Source organism: Serratia bockelmannii, from assembly GCF_008011855.1.
GTDB classification, from domain to species: Bacteria; Pseudomonadota; Gammaproteobacteria; order Enterobacterales; family Enterobacteriaceae; genus Serratia; species Serratia bockelmannii.
This window is the reverse complement of the sequence record NZ_VOUX01000009.1, coordinates 1-22271: the sequence shown is the minus strand read 5'-3', so window position 1 is coordinate 22271 and position 22271 is coordinate 1. Positions and strand designations below refer to the sequence as shown.

Annotated in this window: 24 protein-coding genes and 1 other annotated feature; of the genes, 14 read left to right on the top strand and 10 right to left on the bottom strand. The window is 56.7% G+C overall.

Annotation, left to right across the window (positions count from 1 at the left end; translation table 11 throughout):
• Nucleotides 1-248: 248 nt before the first annotated feature.
• The 4 genes from yqaB (at nt 249) to luxS (ending at nt 3567) form a co-directional block, all read left to right on the top strand.
• Complete coding sequence (gene yqaB / locus FOT55_RS12350) at nt 249-815, top strand: fructose-1-phosphate/6-phosphogluconate phosphatase (protein ID WP_025301636.1); 567 nt, start codon at nt 249-251, stop codon at nt 813-815.
• A complete protein-coding gene (locus tag FOT55_RS12345; RefSeq protein WP_025159656.1) occupies nt 812-1240 on the top strand; it encodes a YqaA family protein in 429 nt (142 codons plus the stop codon). The genes yqaB and FOT55_RS12345 overlap by 4 nt, the downstream gene beginning before the upstream one ends.
• Nucleotides 1241-1322: 82 nt before the next feature.
• Nucleotides 1323-2885: a glutamate--cysteine ligase gene (gene gshA, locus FOT55_RS12340; RefSeq protein WP_025301637.1), complete on the top strand. Its 1563-nt coding sequence runs from the start codon at nt 1323-1325 to the stop codon at nt 2883-2885.
• 166 nt (nt 2886-3051) lie between these two features.
• Entirely contained in the window at nt 3052-3567 is a 516-nt protein-coding gene (gene luxS, locus FOT55_RS12335) for an S-ribosylhomocysteine lyase (RefSeq protein WP_004932513.1), read from the top strand.
• 65 nt (nt 3568-3632) lie between these two features.
• Here the strand turns inward: luxS and FOT55_RS12330 are convergent, their stop codons facing one another.
• On the bottom strand, nt 3633-4922 hold the full coding sequence (locus FOT55_RS12330) for an HlyC/CorC family transporter (protein WP_016929024.1): 1290 nt from the start codon (nt 4920-4922) through the stop codon (nt 3633-3635).
• A 42-nt stretch (nt 4923-4964) separates the two neighbouring features.
• Entirely contained in the window at nt 4965-5756 is a 792-nt protein-coding gene (locus FOT55_RS12325) for a cytochrome C assembly family protein (protein ID WP_004932506.1), read from the bottom strand.
• A gap of 169 nt (nt 5757-5925) precedes the next feature.
• Here FOT55_RS12325 and ffh point away from each other — a divergent pair, with 169 nt between their 5' ends.
• The 5 genes from ffh to rplS all read left to right on the top strand — a co-directional run bounded on the left by ffh (nt 5926) and on the right by rplS (nt 9542).
• The gene (ffh, locus tag FOT55_RS12320) at nt 5926-7287 is read left to right on the top strand and encodes a signal recognition particle protein (RefSeq protein WP_004932504.1); all 1362 of its coding nucleotides are present in this window, start codon (nt 5926-5928) and stop codon (nt 7285-7287) included.
• A 214-nt stretch (nt 7288-7501) separates the two neighbouring features.
• Complete coding sequence (rpsP, locus tag FOT55_RS12315) at nt 7502-7750, top strand: 30S ribosomal protein S16 (RefSeq protein WP_004932501.1); 249 nt, start codon at nt 7502-7504, stop codon at nt 7748-7750.
• A gap of 18 nt (nt 7751-7768) precedes the next feature.
• Nucleotides 7769-8317: a ribosome maturation factor RimM gene (gene rimM / locus FOT55_RS12310; protein ID WP_019455135.1), complete on the top strand. Its 549-nt coding sequence runs from the start codon at nt 7769-7771 to the stop codon at nt 8315-8317.
• Between the two features lie 52 nt (nt 8318-8369).
• A complete protein-coding gene (gene trmD, locus FOT55_RS12305; RefSeq protein ID WP_004932485.1) occupies nt 8370-9137 on the top strand; it encodes a tRNA (guanosine(37)-N1)-methyltransferase TrmD in 768 nt (255 codons plus the stop codon).
• Between the two features lie 48 nt (nt 9138-9185).
• Nucleotides 9186-9542, top strand: a complete 357-nt coding sequence (rplS, locus tag FOT55_RS12300) for a 50S ribosomal protein L19 (protein ID WP_025301638.1) — start codon at nt 9186-9188, stop codon at nt 9540-9542.
• Between the two features lie 143 nt (nt 9543-9685).
• On the opposite strand, the gene FOT55_RS12295 is transcribed toward rplS, so the two are convergent.
• The 4 genes from FOT55_RS12295 to FOT55_RS12280 form a co-directional block, all read right to left on the bottom strand.
• A complete protein-coding gene (locus FOT55_RS12295) occupies nt 9686-9913 on the bottom strand; it encodes an ogr/Delta-like zinc finger family protein (protein ID WP_025301639.1) in 228 nt (75 codons plus the stop codon).
• A 63-nt stretch (nt 9914-9976) separates the two neighbouring features.
• A complete protein-coding gene (locus tag FOT55_RS12290; protein WP_049208782.1) occupies nt 9977-10492 on the bottom strand; it encodes a lysozyme in 516 nt (171 codons plus the stop codon).
• Nucleotides 10476-10697, bottom strand: coding sequence for an HP1 family phage holin (locus tag FOT55_RS12285; protein ID WP_025301641.1), 222 nt, complete (start codon nt 10695-10697; stop codon nt 10476-10478). The genes FOT55_RS12290 and FOT55_RS12285 overlap by 17 nt, the downstream gene beginning before the upstream one ends.
• Nucleotides 10698-10946: 249 nt before the next feature.
• Nucleotides 10947-11711: a DUF481 domain-containing protein gene (locus tag FOT55_RS12280; protein WP_025301642.1), complete on the bottom strand. Its 765-nt coding sequence runs from the start codon at nt 11709-11711 to the stop codon at nt 10947-10949.
• 506 nt (nt 11712-12217) lie between these two features.
• Between FOT55_RS12280 and FOT55_RS12275 the strand changes: the two genes are divergently transcribed.
• Nucleotides 12218-13294 carry a 3-deoxy-7-phosphoheptulonate synthase gene (locus tag FOT55_RS12275; RefSeq protein WP_060434277.1) on the top strand — a complete coding sequence of 359 codons (1077 nt, stop codon included), beginning with the start codon at nt 12218-12220 and terminating at the stop codon, nt 13292-13294.
• A gap of 3 nt (nt 13295-13297) precedes the next feature.
• Nucleotides 13298-14419, top strand: a complete 1122-nt coding sequence (gene tyrA, locus FOT55_RS12270) for a bifunctional chorismate mutase/prephenate dehydrogenase (RefSeq protein WP_016929015.1) — start codon at nt 13298-13300, stop codon at nt 14417-14419.
• 54 nt (nt 14420-14473) lie between these two features.
• On the opposite strand, the gene pheA is transcribed toward tyrA, so the two are convergent.
• The 4 genes from pheA to bamD form a co-directional block, all read right to left on the bottom strand.
• Entirely contained in the window at nt 14474-15631 is a 1158-nt protein-coding gene (gene pheA, locus FOT55_RS12265) for a bifunctional chorismate mutase/prephenate dehydratase (RefSeq protein WP_025301644.1), read from the bottom strand.
• A 42-nt stretch (nt 15632-15673) separates the two neighbouring features.
• Nucleotides 15674-15800: a sequence feature (Phe leader region), on the bottom strand.
• Entirely contained in the window at nt 15752-15799 is a 48-nt protein-coding gene (locus FOT55_RS12260) for a hypothetical protein (RefSeq protein WP_101428074.1), read from the bottom strand. (Overlaps the previous feature by 48 nt.)
• A 122-nt stretch (nt 15801-15922) precedes the next feature.
• On the bottom strand, nt 15923-16264 hold the full coding sequence (raiA, locus tag FOT55_RS12255) for a ribosome-associated translation inhibitor RaiA (protein WP_147823507.1): 342 nt from the start codon (nt 16262-16264) through the stop codon (nt 15923-15925).
• A 312-nt stretch (nt 16265-16576) separates the two neighbouring features.
• On the bottom strand, nt 16577-17308 hold the full coding sequence (gene bamD, locus FOT55_RS12250; protein WP_004932456.1) for an outer membrane protein assembly factor BamD: 732 nt from the start codon (nt 17306-17308) through the stop codon (nt 16577-16579).
• Between the two features lie 131 nt (nt 17309-17439).
• On the opposite strand from bamD, the gene rluD reads away from it, so the two are divergent.
• From rluD to clpB, 3 genes are all read left to right on the top strand, one after another.
• Nucleotides 17440-18417, top strand: coding sequence for a 23S rRNA pseudouridine(1911/1915/1917) synthase RluD (gene rluD, locus FOT55_RS12240; protein WP_147823506.1), 978 nt, complete (start codon nt 17440-17442; stop codon nt 18415-18417).
• The gene (gene yfiH, locus FOT55_RS12235; protein ID WP_147823505.1) at nt 18417-19148 is read left to right on the top strand and encodes a purine nucleoside phosphorylase YfiH; all 732 of its coding nucleotides are present in this window, start codon (nt 18417-18419) and stop codon (nt 19146-19148) included. Before rluD ends, yfiH begins: the two co-directional genes overlap by 1 nt.
• A gap of 130 nt (nt 19149-19278) precedes the next feature.
• Nucleotides 19279-21852, top strand: a complete 2574-nt coding sequence (clpB, locus tag FOT55_RS12230) for an ATP-dependent chaperone ClpB (protein WP_025301647.1) — start codon at nt 19279-19281, stop codon at nt 21850-21852.
• Nucleotides 21853-22271: the final 419 nt, after the last annotated feature.

Genomic DNA, 22271 nt, shown 5'->3' with positions numbered 1-22271 from the left:
CATCCATAGCTCAGCTGGATAGAGTACTCGGCTACGAACCGAGCGGTCGGAGGTTCGAATCCTCCTGGATGCACCATCTAAGAGAAACCCGCCTCGGCGGGTTTTTCGCTTTTCAGCCTTTATCTATCTCCCCCTCTTTCCCCTTTGTGTACGATTAGGCACAGCACATTCCGCTATGACGCAGTCAGCGACAACCCATCGGCTTTACGCTAAAGTAGTTTTCTTTCCTCAACGATCATGGAGTAACGATGTACGACCGCTATCAGGGTCTTATTTTCGACATGGACGGCACGATTCTGGACACCGAGCCAACGCACCGTAAAGCGTGGCATGAAGTGTTGTCCCGTTATGGCATGACGTTTGATGAAACGGCCATGGTGGCGCTGAGCGGTTCGCCGACCTGGCGCATCGCTCAGGCGATTATCGCCAGCCATCAGGCCGACCTCGATCCCCATCACCTGGCGGCGGAGAAAACCCGCGCGGTGGAAGCGATGCTGCTGGATAGCGTGCGTCCCTTGCCGCTGATCGAGGTGGTGAAGTCCTATCACGGTCGCCGTCCGATGGCGGTCGGTACCGGCAGCGAGCACCGCATGGCGGAAATGCTGCTGCGTCATCTCGGCCTGTTCGACTGCTTCGACGCGATCGTCGGCGCGGACGACGTACAGCGCCATAAACCGGAGCCGGATACCTTCTTACGCTGTGCTGAACTGATCGGCGTGCCGCCGGAAAAATGCGTGGTGTTTGAAGATGCCGAATTTGGCATTCAGGCGGCGAAAAGTGCCGGTATGGCTGTGGTAGACGTCCGCACGCTGTGAGTAGTACGCTAGCCGTAATATCGTTATTTGGCAGTAGCTTCCTCAGTGCGACGCTGCTGCCGGGAAATTCAGAAATCGTTCTGGTCGCCTTGCTGACCCAGAGTCGCGTCTCGCCGGAATTGCTGGTGCTGGCCGCGACCCTGGGCAACACGCTGGGCGGCTTGACCAATGTCATTATCGGGCGCCTGTTACCGGCGTTGAAACCACAGCGGGGGCTGGCAACGGCGCTCGGGTGGCTGCAACGCTTCGGCCCGGCTGCGCTGTTGCTCAGTTGGGTGCCGGTGGTGGGCGATTTGTTGTGCGTGTTGGCAGGTTGGCTGCGCATGCCCTGGGGCTCTGTCGCGCTGTTTCTGTGTATCGGAAAGGCGCTGCGTTACATCGTTTTGACTATGATAACGGTACAGGGCATCGCCTGGTGGCAGTAACCAAGTGAATATAACTCAATATTCTCTCGGGTGCGGATTCAGTATGCTTACGAGTTATTGTTTTTAGAAGCGGGAGGTCAATTTGATCCCGGACGTATCACAGGCGCTTTCTTGGTTGGAAGCCCATCCTCAGGCATTAAAAGGCATTCGTCGCGGCATCGAGCGTGAAACGCTGCGAGTCACGCCGAACGGCACCTTGGCGACCACCGGGCATCCGGAAAAGCTGGGGGCGGCATTGACGCACCACTGGATCACCACGGATTTCGCCGAGGCGCTGTTAGAGTTCATTACGCCGGTTGATGACAATATCGATCACCTGCTGACGTTCCTGCGCGATATTCATCGCTACGTGGCGCGCAATATTGGCGATGAGCGCATGTGGCCGCTCAGCATGCCGTGCTTTATCGAAGCCGAGCAGGATATTGAGCTGGCGCAGTTCGGTTCGTCGAACATCGGCCGCATGAAGACGCTGTACCGCGAAGGGTTGAAGAATCGCTATGGCGCGTTGATGCAGACCATTTCCGGCGTGCACTACAACTTCTCGCTGCCGCTGGAGTTTTGGCAGGCCTGGGCTGGCGTGCAGGACGCAGAAAGCGGTAAAGAGCAGATCTCGGCGGGGTATTTCCGCCTGATCCGCAACTATTACCGTTTCGGTTGGGTGATCCCGTATCTGTTCGGCGCATCGCCGGCCATTTGTTCTTCGTTCCTCAAAGGGCGCGAGACCACTCTGCCGTTCGAACGCACCGAGCAGGGGATGTGCTATCTGCCGTACGCCACCTCGCTGCGTCTGAGCGACCTGGGTTACACCAACAAGTCGCAGAGTAATCTGGGCATCACCTTCAACGATCTGCACAGCTATGTGGCCGGTCTGAAGCGGGCGATCGTTACGCCTTCCGAAGAGTTCGCCAAGCTGGGCGTGAAAGAGGGTGACCGCTACCTGCAGTTGAACAGTAACGTGCTGCAAATCGAAAACGAGCTGTATGCGCCGATCCGGCCGAAGCGCGTGACCAAAAGCGGCGAGACGCCGTCAGACGCGCTGCTGCGCGGCGGTATCGAATATATCGAAGTGCGTTCGCTGGATATCAACCCGTTCTCGCCGATCGGCGTGGATGCGGTGCAGGCGCGTTTCCTGGATCTGTTCCTGGTGTGGTGCGCGCTGGCCGATGCGCCGGAGATGAGCAGCGATGAACTGCTGTGCACGCGCAAGAACTGGAACCGGGTGATTCTGGAAGGGCGCAAGCCGGGCCAGACCATCGGCATCGGCTGTGGCGCCAGCCATGAACCGCTGGAAAACGTGGGCAAGGCGCTGTTCGCCGATCTGCGTCGGGTCGCGGAAGTGTTGGACGGCGAAGCCGGCAACCGTCAATACCAGCAGGTGTGCGATGAGCTGGTCGCCGCATTTGACGACCCTGAGCTGACCTTCTCCGCGCGCATTCTGAAGGCGATGAAGGCGGAAGGCACTGGGCGCGTCGGTCTGCAGCTGGCGGAGCAGTATCGCCAGACGTTGCTGGAAGAACCGTTGGAAATCCTGAATGAGGCCGAGCTGGATAAAGAGCGGGAAGCCTCGTGGCAGCGCCAACGCGACATAGAAGCCAATGATACGCTAAGCTTTGAAGCGTTCCTGAAGCAAAACGGCGGAAGCTGAAAAAGAAAAAGGCCACATCAATGTGGCCAAATATGCATCTCTGATGACAGGGATGATGATAACAAATGCGCGTCTTTCACATACTCAGACTCGCAGGGTTGGAAAAGGTTTCCCGGTTAGGAAAAAAAGTTTCGAAATAAATGCTCTTTTACGAGGAGGTAGCGAAATGCCATTGCTGGATAGCTTTACCGTCGATCATACCCGTATGGCAGCCCCGGCTGTCCGCGTTGCGAAAACCATGAAAACGCCTCATGGCGATACCATCACGGTATTTGATCTGCGCTTTTGCCGCCCGAACCTGGAAGTGATGCCAGAACGCGGCATTCACACGCTGGAACACCTGTTCGCCGGCTTTATGCGCGACCACCTGAACGGCCAGGGCGTGGAGATTATCGACATCTCCCCAATGGGCTGCCGCACCGGTTTCTACATGAGCCTGATCGGCGTGCCGGAAGAGCAGCGCGTTGCCGATGCCTGGAAAGCGGCGATGGCCGACGTGCTGAAAGTGACCGACCAGCGCAAGATCCCTGAGCTGAACGAGTACCAGTGTGGTACCTACCACATGCACTCGCTGGAAGAAGCGCAGGAAATCGCCAAGCACATTCTGGATAACGGCGTGGTGGTGAACCACAACGACGAGCTGGCGCTGCCGAAAGAGAAGCTGCAGGAGCTGCATATCTGACCGTACGTTTCCCGCAGAAACAAAAAAGACGCGATTTCGCGTCTTTTTTACGTTCTGGCCGGCGGTCAGTGATGGCCGACGCTGGACTGCAGCGAGGTGATCGGCGTGACTCGCACCTGTTTGATCATGTTGCCCTGTACGTCGAGAATGTCGATATCGTAATGGCCGATACGCACCCGTGTGCCGATTTCGGGGATCTCTTCCAGTTCTTCCAGCAGCATACCGTTGACGGTACGGGCTTCATTGGCCGGCAAGGTCCAGTTGAAGGCTTTGTTCAGCTCCCGTACGTTGGCGGTGCCGTCGATCAAGACCGAACCGTCGCTCTGCGGCGTGACTTCTTCCGCCAGCGTCGGTGACATCGAGGTGGTGAAGTCGCCGACGATCTCCTCGAGGATGTCTTCCACCGTAACCAGGCCCTGAATGTCGCCGTACTCGTCGACCACGATGCCGACCTTCTCTTTATTGCGCTGGAACTTCACCAACTGCACGTTGAGCGGCGTGCCTTCCGGCACGAAATAAATCTCGTCGGCGGCGCGCAGCAGGTTCTCTTTGTTGAACTCTTTTTTCTCGGTCATCAGGCGATAGGCTTCGCGCACGCGCAGCATGCCGATCGCATCGTCCAACGAGCTGCGATACAGCACGATGCGGCCGTGTGGCGAGTGGGTCAGCTGGCGCATGATCGACTTCCAGTCGTCGTTGACGTCGATGCCGACGATCTCGGTGCGCGGCACCATGATGTCGTTGACCGTCACCTTTTCCAGATCCAGCACCGAGATCAGCATGTCCTGATTGCGGCGGGAGATCTGCGACTGGGATTCGCGCACGATGGTGCGCAGCTCATCCTTGCTGACGGCGTCGCTGATGCGCACGTTGGTGCGAATGCCGAACAGGCGCAAGGTCAGGCTGGTGATGCCGTTGAGCAGCCAGACCAGCGGGAACATCACCTTTTGCAACGGGGCCAGCAGGACGCTGCTGGGGAAGGCAATACGTTCCGGATAGAGGGCGGCGAAGGTCTTCGGCAGCACTTCGGCGAACAGCAGCACGGCGAAGGTCAGTATGCCGGTCGCGATCGCCACGCCGAGATCGCCATACAGCCGCATGCCGACGATGGTCGCCAGCGCCGAGGCGAGGATGTTGACCAGGTTGTTGCCGATCAGCACCAGGCCGATCAGCCGATCCGGTTTTTGCAGCAGCTTCTCCACCCGACGCGCCGAGCGGTTGCCCTGTTTGGACAGATGACGCAGGCGATAACGGTTGAGCGTCATCATGCCGGTTTCGGAGGCGGAGAAGTAAGCGGAGACCACGATCATGATCACCAGGATAATGATGAGGGTCCCCGTCGACACATGCTCCAATGCAGTATTCCTTATAGAGAGGGAGAATTGAGCCAGGCTGGCCTAGCGCACCATCACCTGCTGAATCAGACGGCTGCCGAAATAGGCGAGCGTCAGCAGGAAGGCGCCGGCGAAGCTGAACCAGACGACGCGGCGGCCGCGCCAGCCTTCATGGTAATGGCCCCACAACAGCACGATATACACGAACCAGGCCATGATCGACAGCACGGCTTTATGCACGTTCTCTTTGCTGAACAGGTTATCCATGTACAGCAGGCCGGTACACAGGGTGAGCGTCAGCAGCACCACGCCGATCTGGGTGATATGGAACATCTTGCGCTCGATGCTCATCAGCGGCGGCATGTCGGCGCTGAAGGTCAGCTTCTTGTTTTTCAACAGGTAGTCGAGCCAGGCGAGCTGCAAGGCGTAGAGTGCAGCGATGATCAGGGTGGCGTAAGAGAACAGCGCCAGACCGATATGCACCATCAATTCCGGGCTGGCCTCCAGGTGAGTGATAAACTCGCCGGGCATAAAGCTGGCGAAGGCCAGGTTGATCATCGCGAAGCTGTAGACGATCGGCAGCAGGAACCAGCCGCGGTCGCGCGAAGCGACGAAGGTCATCACCGAGCAGATGATCAGGCTGACGATAGAACCAATGTTCAGCAGGCTGAGATTCTGCCCGGCGCTGACGTCAAAGATGCGCTGCTGCAGCGCGATGGCGTGGCAAATCAGCGCCACCACCGCCGAGACGAGGGCCAGTCGACGGTATGCGCTGTTCTTCCGCAACAAGCTGGGAATGATCAGTCCAAGGCTGAGCAGGTAGGCCATCAAAGCCACAATGGAGAAAACTGGCATAGCGTTTAATTTTGCTTCGGCGTGGTTAATAAGAGTGTCAGTATAACGTTGCGCGCGTTTCACTCCAACCTATCTCCAACGCTGAGGCAGAGATCCTGCGCGCTTCGTGTTATCATCGGCGCAATTGTGTCGCCGGAGCGGCCTGTCATTACACGTTGAGCATGAGACGATGTTTGAAAATTTAACCGATCGATTGTCGCGCACGTTGCGCAATATCAGCGGCCGCGGGCGGCTGACCGAAGAGAATATCAAGGAAACCCTGCGTGAAGTGCGTATGGCATTGCTGGAAGCGGACGTTGCGCTGCCGGTGGTGCGCGACTTCATCAACCGCGTCAAAGAGAGCGCGGTTGGTCATGAAGTCAACAAGAGCCTGACGCCGGGGCAGGAGTTCGTCAAGATCGTCAAGGGCGAGCTGATCGCCGCGATGGGCGAAGTCAACACCGAGCTGAATCTGGCGGCCCAGCCGCCGGCGGTGGTGCTGATGGCGGGCCTGCAGGGCGCCGGTAAAACCACCAGCGTCGGTAAGCTCGGCAAGTTCCTGAAAGAAAAACAGAAGAAGAAAGTGTTGGTGGTTTCCGCGGACGTTTATCGCCCAGCGGCGATCAAACAGCTGGAAACGCTGGCGGAAGGCGTCGGCATCGATTTCTTCCCGTCTGACGTCAAAGAAAAACCGATCGACATCGTCAATCGCGCGCTGCAACAGGCCAAGCTGAAATTCTACGACGTACTGATCGTCGATACCGCCGGCCGTCTGCACGTTGACGAAGCGATGATGGACGAGATCAAACAGGTGCATGCGGCGATCAAGCCGGTGGAAACCCTGTTCGTGGTTGACGCCATGACCGGCCAGGACGCCGCCAATACCGCCAAGGCGTTTAACGAAGCGCTGCCGCTGACCGGCGTGGTGCTGACCAAGGTCGACGGCGACGCGCGCGGCGGTGCCGCATTGTCCATCCGCCACATCACCGGCAAGCCGATCAAATTCCTCGGCGTGGGCGAGAAGACCGAAGCGCTGGAGCCGTTCTACCCGGATCGCGTGGCATCACGCATCCTGGGCATGGGCGACGTGCTGTCACTGATCGAAGATATCGAAAGCAAGGTCGACCGCGAGCAGGCGGAGAAACTGGCCAACAAGCTGAAGAAGGGCGACGGTTTCGATCTGACCGACTTCCTGGAGCAGCTCAAGCAAATGCGCAACATGGGTGGTATGGCCAACATGTTGAGCAAGCTGCCGGGCGCGGGCCAACTGCCGGACAACGTCAAATCGCAGATGGACGACAAAGTGCTGGTGCGCATGGAGGCGATCATCAACTCGATGACGCTGAAAGAGCGCGCCAAACCTGAAATCATCAAGGGCTCGCGCAAGCGCCGCATCGCGATGGGGGCCGGCATGCAGGTGCAGGACGTCAACCGCTTGCTGAAGCAGTTCGACGAAATGCAGCGTATGATGAAGAAGATGAAGAAAGGCGGTATGGCGAAGATGATGCGCGGCATGAAAGGTATGATGCCACCGGGCTTCCCAGGCCGCTGATGGGCCTCCGCACGCTGAGTGCGGGCGCTTTCAGCATTCGCCGTTCGCGGTGAAAACCGCCCGAAATTTGACAGGCTGCAAAAGTTGTCCCCTGCGATCGACGCTTTAGATTGCTTTTTGCGCCAAAATGAGTAAAATTTTCGGGCTTTTTATATTGCAACCGGGCCCCGTCCCTCAATGGGGCCCGGCTGTTTTATTAACTAAAGAGGATGTTATGGTAACAATTCGTTTGGCACGTGGCGGCGCTAAAAAGCGTCCGTTCTATCAAGTAGTAGTGACCGACAGCCGCAACGCTCGTGATGGTCGTTTCATCGAGCGCGTTGGCTTCTTCAACCCGATCGCTTCCGGTCAGGCTGAAGCACTGCGTCTGGACCTGGACCGCATCGAGCACTGGGTTGGTCTGGGTGCAACCGTTTCTGATCGCGTTCACGCGCTGATCAAAGACGCTAAGAAAGCAGCTTAATCTGTCGCGGTGGTGGCAATGAGCAAGCAACTCAAACCGGTAGCGCCTAAGCAGCCGATTGTACTCGGTAAAATGGGGTCCGCTTACGGCATTCGTGGTTGGCTCAGAGTGTTTTCATCCACCGAGAACGCCGAAAGCATTTTTGACTATCAGCCGTGGTTTATCCAGCAGGCGGGTCAGTGGCAGCATATCGAGTTGGAAGACTGGAAGCGCCACAGTCAGGATCTGATCATCAAGGTCAAAGGCATTGACGATCGGGACGCGGCGAATCTGCTGACTAATCGCGAGATTATGGTGGATTCTGAGCAACTTCCTCCGCTGGAGGGTGACGATTACTACTGGAAAGACCTGATGGGCTGCCAGGTAGTCACCACCGCCGGCTACGAGCTGGGTAAAGTCATCGATATGATGGAAACCGGCTCGAACGATGTGATGGTTGTGAAAGCGAACCTGAAAGATGCGTTCGGCATGAAGGAGCGGTTGATTCCGTTTCTTCATGGGCAGGTTATCAAGAAAGTCGATCTCACTGCCCGCGTGATTGAGGCAGATTGGGATCCTGGTTTTTGACCCCCGGATCAAACGGTCGAAGCAAGTGGAATAACGGTAAGGGGATTGGCTTGTGTTCATCGGTATTGTAAGCCTGTTTCCTGAGATGTTCCGCGCTATCACCGATTACGGGGTGACTGGCCGGGCAGTAAAAAATGGCCTGCTGAGCGTGCAGTGTTGGAGTCCTCGCGACTTCACCTACGACCGGCATCGTACCGTGGACGATCGCCCTTACGGCGGCGGCCCGGGAATGCTGATGATGGTGCAACCTTTACGGGAAGCCATTCATGCGGCGAAAGCAGCGGCAGGCGAGGGAGCAAAGGTGATTTATCTGTCACCTCAGGGGCGCAAGCTGGATCAAACCGGCGTGTGCGAACTGGCGGCCAATCAGAAGATGATTCTGGTATGCGGCCGTTACGAAGGGATAGACGAGCGCGTAATCCAAACCGAAATTGACGAAGAATGGTCAATCGGCGATTACGTTCTCAGCGGCGGGGAACTGCCGGCAATGACCCTGATTGATTCAGTCGCCCGTTTCATACCGGGTGTGCTGGGCCATCAGGCCTCAGCGGAGGAAGACTCCTTCGCCGACGGATTGCTGGACTGCCCGCACTATACCCGCCCAGAGGTGTTGGAAGGGATGGAGGTACCGCCAGTTCTGCTGTCGGGTAACCATGCCGAGATACGTCGCTGGCGCTTAAAGCAGTCGCTGGGCCGAACCTGGCTTAGAAGACCTGAACTTCTAGAAAGCCTAGCTCTGACTGACGAGCAAGCGGTGTTGCTGGCTGAGTTCCAACGGGAACATCAGGCCAGGCAACAGGACTATGAAGGAAACGTCTGACAACAGACGGGACCGATATATCAGTTTACCTAGGGTAAGAGACATATTATGAGCAACATTATTAAGCAACTTGAACAAGAGCAGATGAAACAAGACGTACCTGCATTCCGTCCGGGTGATTCCGTGGAAGTGAAGGTATGGGTCGTTGAAGGTAGCAAAAAACGTCTGCAGGCATTCGAGGGCGTGGTTATCGCTATCCGTAACCGCGGTCTGCACTCTGCATTCACTGTTCGTAAGATTTCCAACGGCGAAGGTGTTGAGCGCGTATTCCAGACTCACTCCCCAGTAATCGACAGCATTGCTGTGAAACGTCGTGGTGCCGTTCGTAAAGCTAAACTGTACTACCTGCGTGAGCGTACTGGTAAGGCTGCTCGTATCAAAGAGCGTCTGAACCGCGTTGGCTAACGCTGCATCCAAAAGTTAATAGTTATCAGGGGTTGGTATTATGCCAACCCCTTTTTTTATCTTAAATCTCGACTGGTTACATTTGCGAGATTTCGTCTGCGCGCCGCCAACATAATAAAGCCTGCATAAGCAGGCTTTTTGCATTATAGCGCCGCGGCGCTTTGTTTATGCTGACTCTCCGGCGGGTGAGGCTGCGCCGGGATAATGTCATCGCCAGGTTTGACGATCACCCGCGCGACGGACTCGTGCGTGGCGAACGTGCAGCTGCAATTGATGTTGCGGCATTGATGGTAACGCTCTTTGGTCGACTCGCTCAGATAGCGGCTGGAGCGAGTGTGGGCCACGTGACCGCATAGTGGACAGTGCATCATAAGAACCCCCTTGAACAAATTAAGTGAAATTGTTGTGGCATCACCCTTTGGCGAGCGAACTCGTCATGATGAGGCAATCCCCTGCAAGCACAGTGCGCGTTCCATGGCGCGTCGCTGTTCCAGCCCCTTATTTTTCTTTCCGTTTACGTAAATCCAGCGTGGTAACTGATCGCAGGCCTGCCGCCACTGGCGCTGTTGCAGCAGCGCGACCAGCGTAGAGTGGCAGGCTGCGCCGACGCCCACATTGAAGGCGAAGGCGATCACTGCGTCATAGGTTTGTTGCGAGAGCGTATGCGGCAGGCAAGCGGCCATGCCGCGTTCGGTGCGGCGAACATCGTCTACCAAATCCACCGCGGCTTTGCGTTCATCTATCATCTTGTCTGGGATGACGCCGGCAGTGTGTCCAATGCCCTGTGTCCACACCCCGGCGCTACACTGGTAAGGCGACAGGCGGCAGCCTTCGAGATCGGCGATCAGCCTGAGGCCGGCTTCTGAGGTTTGCAGCTCGCCAAATGACGGCAATAGCACGGCGATGGCCAAAACGGTGGCGACGCTGCAGCGCTTAACGATTGCATTCATCGTAAATTTTCCTCCGTGATGCCGCATTGCGTTCAATAGCCTTCAAGATCTGCAGGCTTTTACGTCGGTAGTACCAGTTCACCAGAAACGTGCCGATGCCTACCGCCGCACCGACTAGAAAGGCAATGTCCTGCGGTGACAGCTTGCCGAGCCAGGCGAGAAACAACGCCATGGCGTAGGTGATGAATGAGGTGATTTTCTCCATAGCTTATGCTCGCTTTGTTTACAGTCTCTCGGGAGCTGTGGCGGCTATCGATGCGTTTCTGGCCACTCTCTATCGAAATCCATCATGCCCCGAGGCTGTATAATGATTACTGTATATGCATACAGTATTAAGCTATTTGCTAAAGTCGTCAATGGGTGGGGTGAATATTTTTAGCAGATTGTGCAAAAGAGGGCGGCAGGCATAAAAAAAGCCCATCAATGATGGGCTTTGAGAAATATTGGGGGGAAATTACAGGCCGTAGACCAGCGTGACCGAGGTTGTCGTGTCGGTGTTCTTCGGCGCCGAGGCCGGCGGTTTGCTGTTGTAGGTCACGGTGTAAGCCACGCGCAGCGAGAAGCGATCGTTGATCGCCACGTTCAACGCGCTTTCCGAGTTCAGCGTGGTTTCTTCGTTCGCCAGTGCGGAAACGCCCTGAATGAACTTGGTGTTGTCGGTCAGCTGATAGGAATAGTTGGCCGCGCCATAGGCCAACCCTTTGGTCGAGCGGCCGCCGCCATGGTATTCGTCATGGCGCACGCCGGGACCGAATTCCACCCGCAGATCGCTAAGCGGCCCGTTGAGGAGTTGACGGCCGTAGCCGCCGGTCAGCGTGGAGCGTGAGTCGTAACCGTTGAAACGGTCGCTCAGCCAGCTGGCCTGGCCGAACAGGTAGTTGCGATCGGTCAGGTTATAGCGCGTACGGCCACCGGCCTGGTATTTTTCGGACGAGCGCACGTTGGAGGAGGTGGTGTTGTTAGCCGCCCCCCACAGGCTGTACGCCGCGTCGCTGTTGAACCAGGTCATGTTGGTGTTGGCAAGCAGGGTGGAGCTCTGCGAGTTACCTGACTGGGCGTTGTAGCCCGCCTGCACGTTGCCTTCGAATGGTTTCTTGGCGGTGGCCGGATCGTCCATCGCGGTGAAAAGCGTATTGTCGGCAAAGGCTGAAACACTGGTGAAAGTCGTTAAGCAGCAAATATACAGCGGAAAAGCGCGACGAGCGCGAGAAGAGAGCATCTTGGATCCAGTTGTTAAGGGTGGTTATTGTTGATGACGGTCACATTATATCGGTTCATTTCAGCGACAAAAATAGCCGCTATTAGCTTAAGTTTTTAATTTTTATTCCTCATTTATTCGCTTTTCTTCTACTGAAATTCATCGCTTTCGGCGGCATTTCGTGCTGAGTCTGACGGTATCCGCGCCTGCCCGTTCGTTGGCGCCGAGACGGGCGGCGTATCTTACCTGTAAAACAAATTGTACATATATGTTTACGATATGGGACTTTCGCCGGGAAGGCGAACAGGTGCGTTTTGAGGCGTTCGTGAATTTATTATTTAATTGAATTTGTTTGTTTTTATTGTATTTTCTTGATGTATTTATGCATGTTCTTTCATAAGATAAATTATGGTAATTTTTTATTTACGGAAATTGGATTGAAAACTTTACATATCGTGATAGGGTAGAGCCCTGAAACGCTCAATGTTCCATTTCAACGCATAACGCCAAACGACAGGAATAGCATCATGCAAAAAGACGCGCTCAATAACGTACACATCAGTGCAGAACAGGTTCTCATCACGCCGGAGGAGCTGAAGAACCAGTTCCCGCTCAGCGCCGACGACGAAAATGAAATCGCCACCGCGCGTAACACCATCGCCAACATTTTGCAGGGGCGCGATCATCGCCTGTTGGTCGTGTGTGGGCCTTGTTCGATCCACGATCCGGATGCGGCACTGGACTACGCCCGTCGTTTGAAAACCCTGGCGGCTGACTTGAGCGATCAGCTGTATATCGTTATGCGCGTTTATTTTGAAAAACCCAGAACCACTGTCGGCTGGAAAGGTTTGATCAACGATCCGTACATGGACGGTTCGTTTGACGTTGAAGCAGGCTTGCATATCGCGCGTCGCCTGTTGCTGGATCTGGTGGGCATGGGCTTGCCGTTGGCTACCGAAGCGTTGGATCCGAACAGCCCGCAGTACCTGGGGGACTTGTTCAGCTGGTCGGCGATCGGTGCGCGTACCACCGAATCGCAGACCCACCGTGAAATGGCTTCTGGCCTGTCGATGCCGGTCGGGTTCAAAAACGGCACCGACGGCAGCCTGGGTACCGCCATCAATGCCATGCGCGCCGCCGCTATGCCGCACCGCTTCGTCGGCATCAACCAGGCGGGCCAGGTTTGCTTGCTGCAGACTCAGGGCAATCCGGACGGGCACGTGATCCTGCGCGGCGGTAAAACCCCGAACTACAGCGCCGAGCACGTTGCGGCCTGTGAAAAACAGATGCTCGAGGCGGGACTCCATCCGTCCTTGATGGTAGATTGCAGCCATGGCAACTCGAATAAAGACTATCGCCGTCAGCCGGCGGTGGCCGAGTCCGTGGTGGAGCAGATTAAAGCGGGTAACCGCTCGATTACCGGCATTATGCTGGAGAGCCATCTGCATGAGGGCAATCAGTCTTCCGAACAGCCGCGTGCTGACATGCGTTACGGCGTATCCGTCACCGACGCCTGCATCGACTGGGAGAGCACGGAAACGCTGCTGCGCCACATGCATCAGGAACTCGGCGCTGCGCTGAAGGCACGCACGGGAGAAAAGTAAGTTATGGTGGCAGAACTGACCGCGCTGCGCGATCAAATCGACGAGGTGGACAAAGCGTTGCTGGATCTGCTGGCGAAACGCCTGCATCTGGTAGCGGAAGTGGGGGAGGTGAAAAGCCGCCACGGTTTACCGGTTTATGTGCCGGAACGCGAGGCGGCGATGCTGGCCTCGCGCCGCCAGGAGGCGGAAAACCTCGGCGTGCCGCCGGATTTGATCGAGGACGTCTTGCGCCGTGTGATGCGCGAATCGTACGTCAGCGAGAACGATAAAGGTTTTAAAACTCTGTGCCCGCAGCTGCGGCCGATCGTCATCATCGGCGGCAACGGCCAGATGGGCCGGCTGTTCAACCGTCTGCTGACGCTGTCGGGTTATCAGGTCAGGGTATTGGATCAGGAAGATTGGCCGCAGGCGGAACAGCTGTTGGCCGATGCCGGTATGGTGATTGTCAGCGTACCGATCCATGTGACCGAGCAGGTGATAAGCCGCCTGCCGCCGTTGCCCGACGACTGCATTCTGGTGGATCTGGCGTCGGTGAAGAATCGTCCGCTGCATGCGATGTTGGCGGCGCACAGCGGCCCGGTGGTGGGGTTGCATCCGATGTTTGGTCCGGACGTGGGCAGCGTGGCGAAGCAGGTGGTGGTTTACTGCGATGGCCGCCAACCGGAGGCTTACCAATGGCTGCTTGAACAGCTGCAGGTGTGGGGGGCGCGGCTGCATCGTATCAGCGCGGTCGAACACGATCAGAATATGGCGTTTATTCAGGCGCTGCGGCACTTCGCCACCTTCGCCTACGGGCTGCACCTGGCGGAAGAGAACGTGCAACTGGAGCAGCTGCTGGCGCTCTCCTCGCCGATCTACCGGCTGGAGCTGGCGATGGTTGGCCGCCTGTTCGCGCAGGATCCGCAGCTGTACGCTGACATCATCATGTCGTCGGAAGAAAACGTGGCGCTGATTAAGCGTTACTACCAGCGCTTCGGCGAGGCGATCAAGCTGTTGGAGCATGGCGACAAACAGGCGTTTATCGATAGCTTCCGCAAGGTAGAGCATTGGTTCGGCGATTACGCCCAGCGCTTTCTGGTGGAGAGCCGCACGCTGTTGCGGCAGGCTAACGACAGCCGGCAGTGAAACGCGGGCAGTAAACGTAAAGGGTTCGGCCAAGCCGAACCCTTTTTTATGGTTTCAGGATGGGTTGACCGGCACCACGGTGTCGCTCGGGTAACAGCCCAGCACCTTCAGCGAGCGGGTGATTGGCGTCAGATCGCGTAGCGCTTTTTGCATCGCCTCGGCGCGTAGGTTGGCCTGCACATCGATATAAAACATCTCTTCCCACGGATTGCCGTTGATCGGGCGTGACTCCAGCTTGGTCATGATGATGCCGTTGTCGCGCAGTACCAGCAGCGCTTCGACCAGTGCGCCGGATTGTTGGCCGGTCGCCATGATCAGCGTGGTTTTGGCCGGCACCTGTTCGGAGACGTCGATCGCTTTGCGCGCCAGGACGATAAAACGGGTGATGTTCTGCTGCTGGTTGGCGAGGTTGTGTTCCAGCACCTGCAGCCCATACAGTGCGCCGCCGGCTTCGCTGCCCAGAGCAGCCACCTTCGGCGAATTCAGCTTGGCGACTTTCTCCATCGCGGCCGCTGTGCTTTCAGTGTATTCGATTTTCCAGTGTGGGAAGCGGTTCAGGAACTGACTGCACTGCTGGAACGGTTGCGGGTGGCTGTAGACGGTTTCAATCTGGCTCAGATCGCTGTCGCCGGCAATCAGAACGCAGTGGTTGATCGGGTTGGTCAGTTCGCCGACGATCGACAGGCTGGTGTGCTGCAGCAGATCGTACACCTCGTTAATCGACCCGGAGCTGGTGTTCTCGATAGGCAGAATCGCATAGTCCGCCTGGCCGGTTTCCACCTGGGTGAAGATATCCTGAAACTTCTGGCAGCCGCATTCGATCAGCTGATCGAAGTGGCGGGCAGCGTATTGGCGTGCTGCCAGATGTGAGTAAGAGCCTTTTGGGCCGAGGAAGGCGATGCGGGCGGAATGTTGGCTGACGGGGTTGAGCTGGTGCTGTAGCAACGCCTGCTGGGTCAGGACGGAATCTTCGATGATCAGTTGAAACAGGCGGGTGACGTAAAAGCCGTCCAGGTCGTAAGGCTTGGCGGCGGCGATCAGCGCATCCAGCAGATCGCGCTCGCGCTCTTTATCGCGGATCGGGCGATGAGAGTGCAGCTTGGTCTTGCCGACTTCGATCGCCAGCTCACGGCGTTCCGCCAGCAGGGCCAACAGTTTCAAGTCCAGTGCGCTGATGCGCTCGCGCAGCACCAATAACGGGTTGTCAGTCATAATCAGCTTCCGCCTTCAGTTCTTATTCGTTGTAAAACAGCCATAAAAAAAGCCTCCTGTTTCCAGGAGGCTTTGTTGTTCGTCTTCGCATTCTTTCTTACACGACGAAACGCCTCCCAGTCAGGGGAAGGTAAAAAAGAATGCGAAGAAAAACGGTGTGCGTGGCATGGTCTACCTAAGGTTAATGCGAACAGGTTTTAAAGTAACCGCTGGCTTTTACCCCGTCAACAAAAATACCCGACAAAAAACGCGCCCTCGGGCGCGTTTGATGCGGCAATCGCTGTCGGACGGTTATTCCTGCTCTTGCGTGAGTTCCGGCACGATGTCTTTCACGCTGGCATTGCAGCGGCGCGCTTCGCCTTTATGCTGCACCTTGTTCAACTGGCGTTCCAGCTTGGCGATCAGCTCATTAACGGCGGTGTACATGTCATCATGTTTGGCGCTGGCGACCAGCGGGCCGTTAGGCGTGGTAATGGTAGCGTCGGCGACAAACCCCTGCGGTTCTTTAGATAAGACGATATGTGGGTTTATCAGCTGGGTCTGCCATTTTTCCAGTTTGGTGAGACGGTCTTCGACGTGATTGCGGATTGCGGGAGTGATATCCATTTGTTTGCTGGTAATGTTCAATGTCATATAACTTACCTCTCTGTCTTTCCGTCTTGGTGAACCCAGCATACCCCGCTTTTTGTTTAAATGCGTGATGTAAATCACGATTTTTTGTCACTTTTTGCAAAGTTAGTTCAATCTGTGATTCAGCATTTGAATTGGCTATCTAATGCTTGAGAGTTGCCGCCGGATGGCGCATTATCGATGAGTTGACCGGTGAGGAGCGCTAGCTAACACCGTGTTTTTACTTGTGTATTTTTCCAGTGAAAACCAGGTCGACGCCAATGAAAACGGCAGCCGAGGCTGCCGTTTTGTTTTTCTGCCGTTACCGACGCGCGCTTATTGCGGGTTGGCGGCGATCACTTTGGCCACTTTGTCAGCCTGGCCGTTCAGCTGCAGCTGCTTGTAGGCATTTTCCATCAGCGGCAACACGTCGTGCGTCGCTTTGGTATCCGGGAATTCACGCAACATCTGTTCGGCGCGATTAACGACCGCGACGTAAGCACCGCGTTTAGTGTAGTATTCCGCCACCGAAAGCTCATACTTGGCCAAGCGGTCTTTCAAATACACCAAACGCTTGTTGGCGTCGGTCGCGTATTGGCTGTTCGGGTATTGCTGAATCAACTGGCTGAAGTCGCGGAACGCAGCGCGAGCGTGCTGAGGATCGCGGTCAGAACGGTCAACCCCGAAGAAGCCCTGCAGCGCGCTGTCATCGAGCGCCATGTCGGTCAGGCCGCGCATGTACATCACGTAATCGATGTTCGGGTGCGTCGGGTTCAGACGCATGAAGCGATCGATGGATGCCTGAGCCATCGGCAAGTCGGCGGCCTTATAGTAGGCGTAAATCAAATCCAGCTGGACCTGCTGGGAATACGGCCCGAAAGGATAGCGGTTATCTAACGCTTCGAGTTGCGTAATCGCGCCCTTGAAGTTACCGTCCTGCAGTTTTTGCTGCGCGGTAGCATAGATTTCCGAAGGTGGGTTGTCGGGAACCGCATCCTTGGATGTGGAGCAACCTGCCAGCGCCAGGCTCAACGTGGCTGCCGCCACCAGATATTTCATACGCGTCATGACGTTTTGATTATCCTCAGGGTGTTATTCCGGGAGACTGTCCGTTAAGCTCCCGACAAAGACCAGGTACAATAGCACATTATATTAAACGGCATCGCCGTGAAAACCCAACGTTAACGAAGAAGCTGCATATGGCACAACAAGTACAACTCACCGCAACGGTGGCCGAATCTCAACTCGGACAACGTTTAGATCAGGCTTTGGCCGAATTGTTCCCTGATTATTCACGATCTCGCATAAAAGAGTGGATCCTGGGCGATCGGGTGAAGGTCAATGGCAAAACGTCAAACAAACCGAAAGAGAAGGTGCTGGGCGGAGAGACAGTCGCCATCGATGCACAGATTGAAGAAGAGGCGCGTTGGGAGCCACAGGATATCGCGCTGGATATCGTCTATGAAGACAGCGACATCCTGGTGATCAACAAGCCGCGCGATTTGGTGGTGCATCCCGGCGCCGGTAACCCGGACGGCACGGTGCTCAATGCGCTGCTGCATCACTATCCGGAAATCGCCGACGTGCCGCGTGCCGGCATCGTGCACCGTCTGGATAAAGACACCACCGGCCTGATGGTGGTGGCGAAAACCGTGCCGGCGCAAACCCGGCTGGTGGAGGCGCTGCAGGCGCGCGAAATCACCCGTGAATACGAAGCGGTGGCGATCGGTACCATGACCGCCGGCGGTACGGTAGAAGAGCCTATCGCGCGCCACTCCACCAAGCGTACCCACATGGCGGTGCACCCGATGGGTAAGCCGGCGGTAACGCATTACCGCATCATGGAACACTTCCGTGCGCATACTCGCCTGCGCCTGCGCCTGGAAACCGGCCGTACTCACCAGATCCGCGTGCACATGGCCTATATCAGCCATCCGCTGGTGGGCGATCCGCTGTACGGCGGCCGTCCGCGTCCGCCGAAGGGCGCTTCGGAAGCCTTCATCAGCACGCTGCGTGGCTTTGATCGTCAGGCGCTGCACGCCACCATGCTGCGTTTGTACCATCCGATCAGCGGCATCCAGATGGAGTGGCATGCGCCGCTGCCGCAGGACATGGTTAATCTGATCAATGCGCTGAAGGCGGACACCGAAGAATTCAAAGATCAGATGGACTGGTAATGAACGCGCTCATTCTGCCCGACTGGCCGTTTCCTCCCGGTGTTAAAGCTTGCAGTACCACGCGCGGCGGCGGCGTCAGCCTGCCGCCTTATGACTCGCTGAACCTCGGCACTCACGTGGGTGACGAGGAGCAAGCGGTGAAGCGCAATCGGGAAAGGTTGGTTACCGCCGCCGGCTTGCCGCAGATGCCGGTATGGCTCGAGCAGGTACATGGCACCCGTGTGGTGACGTTGACGGGGCAAGCGCCCGCCGATCTGCGAGCGGATGCGGTGTATAGCAACGTGCCGGGGCAGGTGTGTGCCGTGATGACGGCGGATTGTCTGCCGGTGTTGTTCTGCTCGCAGCACGGTGACGAAGTGGCTGCCGCCCACGCCGGCTGGCGCGGATTGTGCCACGGCGTGCTGGAGCAAACCGTGGCGGCGTTCAGCGCCGCACCGAGCCAGATTAGCGCCTGGCTGGGGCCGGCGATCGGTCCGCAGCAGTTTGAGGTCGGGCCAGAGGTGCGGGCCGCTTTCATGGCGGAAGATGCTGAGGCCGCAGCGGCATTTACCCCGCACGGCGATAAGTTTTTGGCTAATATCTACCTGCTGGCTCGCCAACGCTTGTTGCGGGCAGGCGTGCAGGCCATCTACGGCGGCGATCGCTGCACGGTTAACGAAACGAGCCATTTTTTCTCCTATCGACGCGACGGAATAACCGGACGTCTGGCAAGTTTAATCTGGCTGATATAACCTATTGAATTAGGACGATCCAACGACGCATGGCGTTGTACCGAAAATTTAGCGTCGAGATAACCTTGAAAATTTGAGGGATGACCTCATTTAATCTCCAGTAGCAATTTCGACCCATCTTGGAGGTGTTATGCGTCTGGATCGTCTTACCAACAAATTCCAGCTTGCCCTCGCCGATGCCCAGTCACTAGCCCTTGGGCACGACAACCAGTTTATTGAACCGCTACATCTGATGAGCGCCCTGCTTAATCAGGAAGGGGGCACGGTTCGTCCACTATTAACTTCCGCAGGTATCGATGCCGGGCGTGTGCGCACCGAGATCGAACAGGCGCTGTCCCGTTTACCGCAGGTAGAAGGCACCGGTGGCGACGTTCAACCGTCCCATGAGCTGGTGCGCGTCCTGAACCTGTGCGACAAGCTGGCGCAGAAGCGCGCGGACAAATTCATTTCTTCCGAGCTGTTTGTGCTTGCGGTGCTGGAAGATCGCGGCTCGTTGACCGACTTGTTGAAAGCGGCCGGCGCGACGGCCGACAAAATCAGCAAAGCCATTGAACAAATGAGAGGCGGTGACAGCGTGGAAGATCAAGGCGCCGAAGACCAACGGCAAGCATTGAAGAAATACACTATCGATCTGACCGAGCGCGCCGAGCAGGGCAAGCTTGATCCGGTGATCGGCCGTGACGAAGAGATCCGCCGCACCATCCAGGTGCTGCAACGTCGTACCAAAAACAACCCGGTGCTGATCGGCGAGCCTGGCGTGGGTAAAACCGCCATCGTCGAAGGCCTGGCGCAGCGCATCATCAACGGCGAAGTGCCGGAAGGGCTGAAGCACAAGCGCGTATTGTCCCTCGATATGGGCGCCTTGATCGCCGGGGCCAAATATCGCGGCGAGTTTGAAGAGCGTCTGAAAGGCGTGCTCAACGATCTGGCCAAGCAGGAAGGCAGCGTTATCCTGTTTATCGACGAATTGCACACCATGGTCGGCGCCGGTAAGGCGGATGGCGCGATGGATGCAGGCAACATGCTGAAGCCGGCGCTGGCGCGCGGCGAGCTGCACTGCGTTGGCGCGACTACGCTCGACGAGTATCGTCAATATATAGAGAAGGATGCGGCGCTCGAACGTCGTTTCCAGAAAGTGTATGTGGCGGAGCCGAGCGTGGAAGACACCATCGCTATCCTGCGCGGCCTGAAAGAGCGTTATGAACTGCACCACCACGTGCAAATCACCGACCCGGCCATCGTGGCGGCGGCAACGCTTTCGCACCGTTATATCGCCGATCGTCAATTGCCGGACAAGGCTATTGACCTTATCGACGAAGCGGCGTCCAGCATCCGTATGCAGATGGACTCCAAGCCGGAGTCGCTCGACAGGCTTGAGCGCCGCATCATCCAATTGAAGCTGGAACAGCAGGCGCTGAATAAAGAGTCTGACGACGCCAGCAAGAAACGCCTGGACATGCTCAGCGATGAGCTGGGGCAGAAAGAGCGCGAATATTCTGAGCTGGAAGAAGAGTGGAAAGCGGAAAAAGCGTCGCTCTCCGGCACCCAGAACATCAAGGCTGAACTCGAGCAGGCCAAAATCACCCTGGAGCAGGCGCGCCGCGTCGGCGATCTGGGGCGGATGTCGGAACTGCAGTACGGCAAGATCCCTGAGCTGGAGAAACAGCTCGCCGCCGCTACGCAGGCCGAAGGCAAGAGCATGAAGCTGTTGCGTAACCGGGTGACCGATGCGGAGATTGCTGAAGTGCTGGCGCGTGCCACCGGGATCCCGGTGGCCAGAATGCTGGAAGGTGAGCGCGACAAGCTGCTGCGCCTGGAGCAAGAACTGCATTCGCGAGTGATTGGGCAAGACGAAGCGGTCAGCGCGGTCTCCAATGCGATCCGCCGCAGCCGTGCGGGGCTGTCCGATCCTAATCGGCCGATCGGTTCGTTCCTGTTCCTCGGCCCGACCGGGGTGGGGAAAACCGAGCTCTGCAAGGCACTGGCTTCGTTCCTGTTCGACAGCGACGACGCTATGGTGCGTATCGATATGTCCGAGTTTATGGAGAAACACTCCGTGTCGCGTCTGGTCGGTGCGCCTCCGGGTTATGTCGGTTATGAAGAGGGCGGCTACCTGACGGAAGCCGTACGTCGCCGGCCTTATTCGGTGATTCTGCTGGATGAAGTCGAGAAAGCGCATCCGGACGTGTTCAATATTCTGTTGCAGGTGTTGGATGACGGCCGCCTGACCGATGGTCAAGGCCGTACCGTCGATTTCCGCAATACTGTGGTGATCATGACGTCCAACCTGGGGTCCGATCTGATCCAGGAGCATTTCGGTCAGATGAACTACGCGCAGATGAAAGAGTCGGTGATGGAGATGGTGAGTCACCACTTCCGTCCGGAGTTCATCAACCGTATCGACGAAGTGGTGGTGTTCCACCCGCTGGGCGAGAAACACATTGCCGCGATCGCCAAGATTCAGCTGTCGCGTCTGTACAAGCGTTTGGAAGAGCGCGGTTACGAAGTGACCATGACCGAACCGGCCCTGGCTCTGTTGAGCAAAACCGGTTACGACCCTGTGTATGGTGCGCGTCCGTTGAAGCGTGCTATTCAGCAGGAGATCGAGAACCCGCTGGCGCAGCAAATCCTGTCTGGCAAGCTGATCCCCGGCAAGCTGGTAACGCTGGATGTGGAAAACGACCATATCGTTGCCCGACAATAACGGCAATTAAGCGTAATAAAGATGAAAGGGAGCGGGTGACCGCTCCCTTTTCTTTACCTTCGTTTGTCCCTGTTTACAGGGTTTGCCGCTATTACTGTGCTAAAACCGGTATTTTCTGACTAATAAACATCCTAAAAAGGCGTTTTTGGTGATTATTTGAACGCTTGAAAAGTTTTTTGCATTTAGGGGTTGCGGCCCGCCGAGAACTCCCTATAATGCGCCTCCACTGACCGGGAACAACGACTGACAAGCCGCCGGGTCAGCGAGAAGAAAGCGAAATAAACGCTTGACTCTCAGGGCGAAAGGCGTAATATACGCAGCCCGCGCCGATGAGTTTCTCGGCACTGCTCTTTAACAATTTATCAGACAATCTGTGTGGGCACTCCACAAGACGATATCCAGCATCTTCGGATGCAAAA

Bases quoted from the DNA above. Each gene is read 5' to 3' on its own strand.
- rluD (WP_147823506.1), top strand. From the start codon at position 17,440: ATGGCACAACAAGTACAACTCACCGCAACGGTGGCCGAATCTCAACTC.
- FOT55_RS12275 (WP_060434277.1), top strand. From the start codon at position 12,218: ATGCAAAAAGACGCGCTCAATAACGTACACATCAGTGCAGAACAGGTT.
- FOT55_RS12325 (WP_004932506.1), bottom strand. From the start codon at position 5,756: ATGCCAGTTTTCTCCATTGTGGCTTTGATGGCCTACCTGCTCAGCCTT.
- rplS (WP_025301638.1), top strand. From the start codon at position 9,186: ATGAGCAACATTATTAAGCAACTTGAACAAGAGCAGATGAAACAAGAC.
- FOT55_RS12295 (WP_025301639.1), bottom strand. From the start codon at position 9,913: ATGATGCACTGTCCACTATGCGGTCACGTGGCCCACACTCGCTCCAGC.
- luxS (WP_004932513.1), top strand. From the start codon at position 3,052: ATGCCATTGCTGGATAGCTTTACCGTCGATCATACCCGTATGGCAGCC.
- FOT55_RS12280 (WP_025301642.1), bottom strand. From the start codon at position 11,711: ATGCTCTCTTCTCGCGCTCGTCGCGCTTTTCCGCTGTATATTTGCTGC.
- FOT55_RS12290 (WP_049208782.1), bottom strand. From the start codon at position 10,492: ATGAATGCAATCGTTAAGCGCTGCAGCGTCGCCACCGTTTTGGCCATC.
- ffh (WP_004932504.1), top strand. From the start codon at position 5,926: ATGTTTGAAAATTTAACCGATCGATTGTCGCGCACGTTGCGCAATATC.
- FOT55_RS12285 (WP_025301641.1), bottom strand. From the start codon at position 10,697: ATGGAGAAAATCACCTCATTCATCACCTACGCCATGGCGTTGTTTCTC.
- raiA (WP_147823507.1), bottom strand. From the start codon at position 16,264: ATGACATTGAACATTACCAGCAAACAAATGGATATCACTCCCGCAATC.
- pheA (WP_025301644.1), bottom strand. From the start codon at position 15,631: ATGACTGACAACCCGTTATTGGTGCTGCGCGAGCGCATCAGCGCACTG.
- clpB (WP_025301647.1), top strand. From the start codon at position 19,279: ATGCGTCTGGATCGTCTTACCAACAAATTCCAGCTTGCCCTCGCCGAT.
- rimM (WP_019455135.1), top strand. From the start codon at position 7,769: ATGAGCAAGCAACTCAAACCGGTAGCGCCTAAGCAGCCGATTGTACTC.
- tyrA (WP_016929015.1), top strand. From the start codon at position 13,298: ATGGTGGCAGAACTGACCGCGCTGCGCGATCAAATCGACGAGGTGGAC.
- yqaB (WP_025301636.1), top strand. From the start codon at position 249: ATGTACGACCGCTATCAGGGTCTTATTTTCGACATGGACGGCACGATT.
- yfiH (WP_147823505.1), top strand. From the start codon at position 18,417: ATGAACGCGCTCATTCTGCCCGACTGGCCGTTTCCTCCCGGTGTTAAA.
- bamD (WP_004932456.1), bottom strand. From the start codon at position 17,308: ATGACGCGTATGAAATATCTGGTGGCGGCAGCCACGTTGAGCCTGGCG.
- rpsP (WP_004932501.1), top strand. From the start codon at position 7,502: ATGGTAACAATTCGTTTGGCACGTGGCGGCGCTAAAAAGCGTCCGTTC.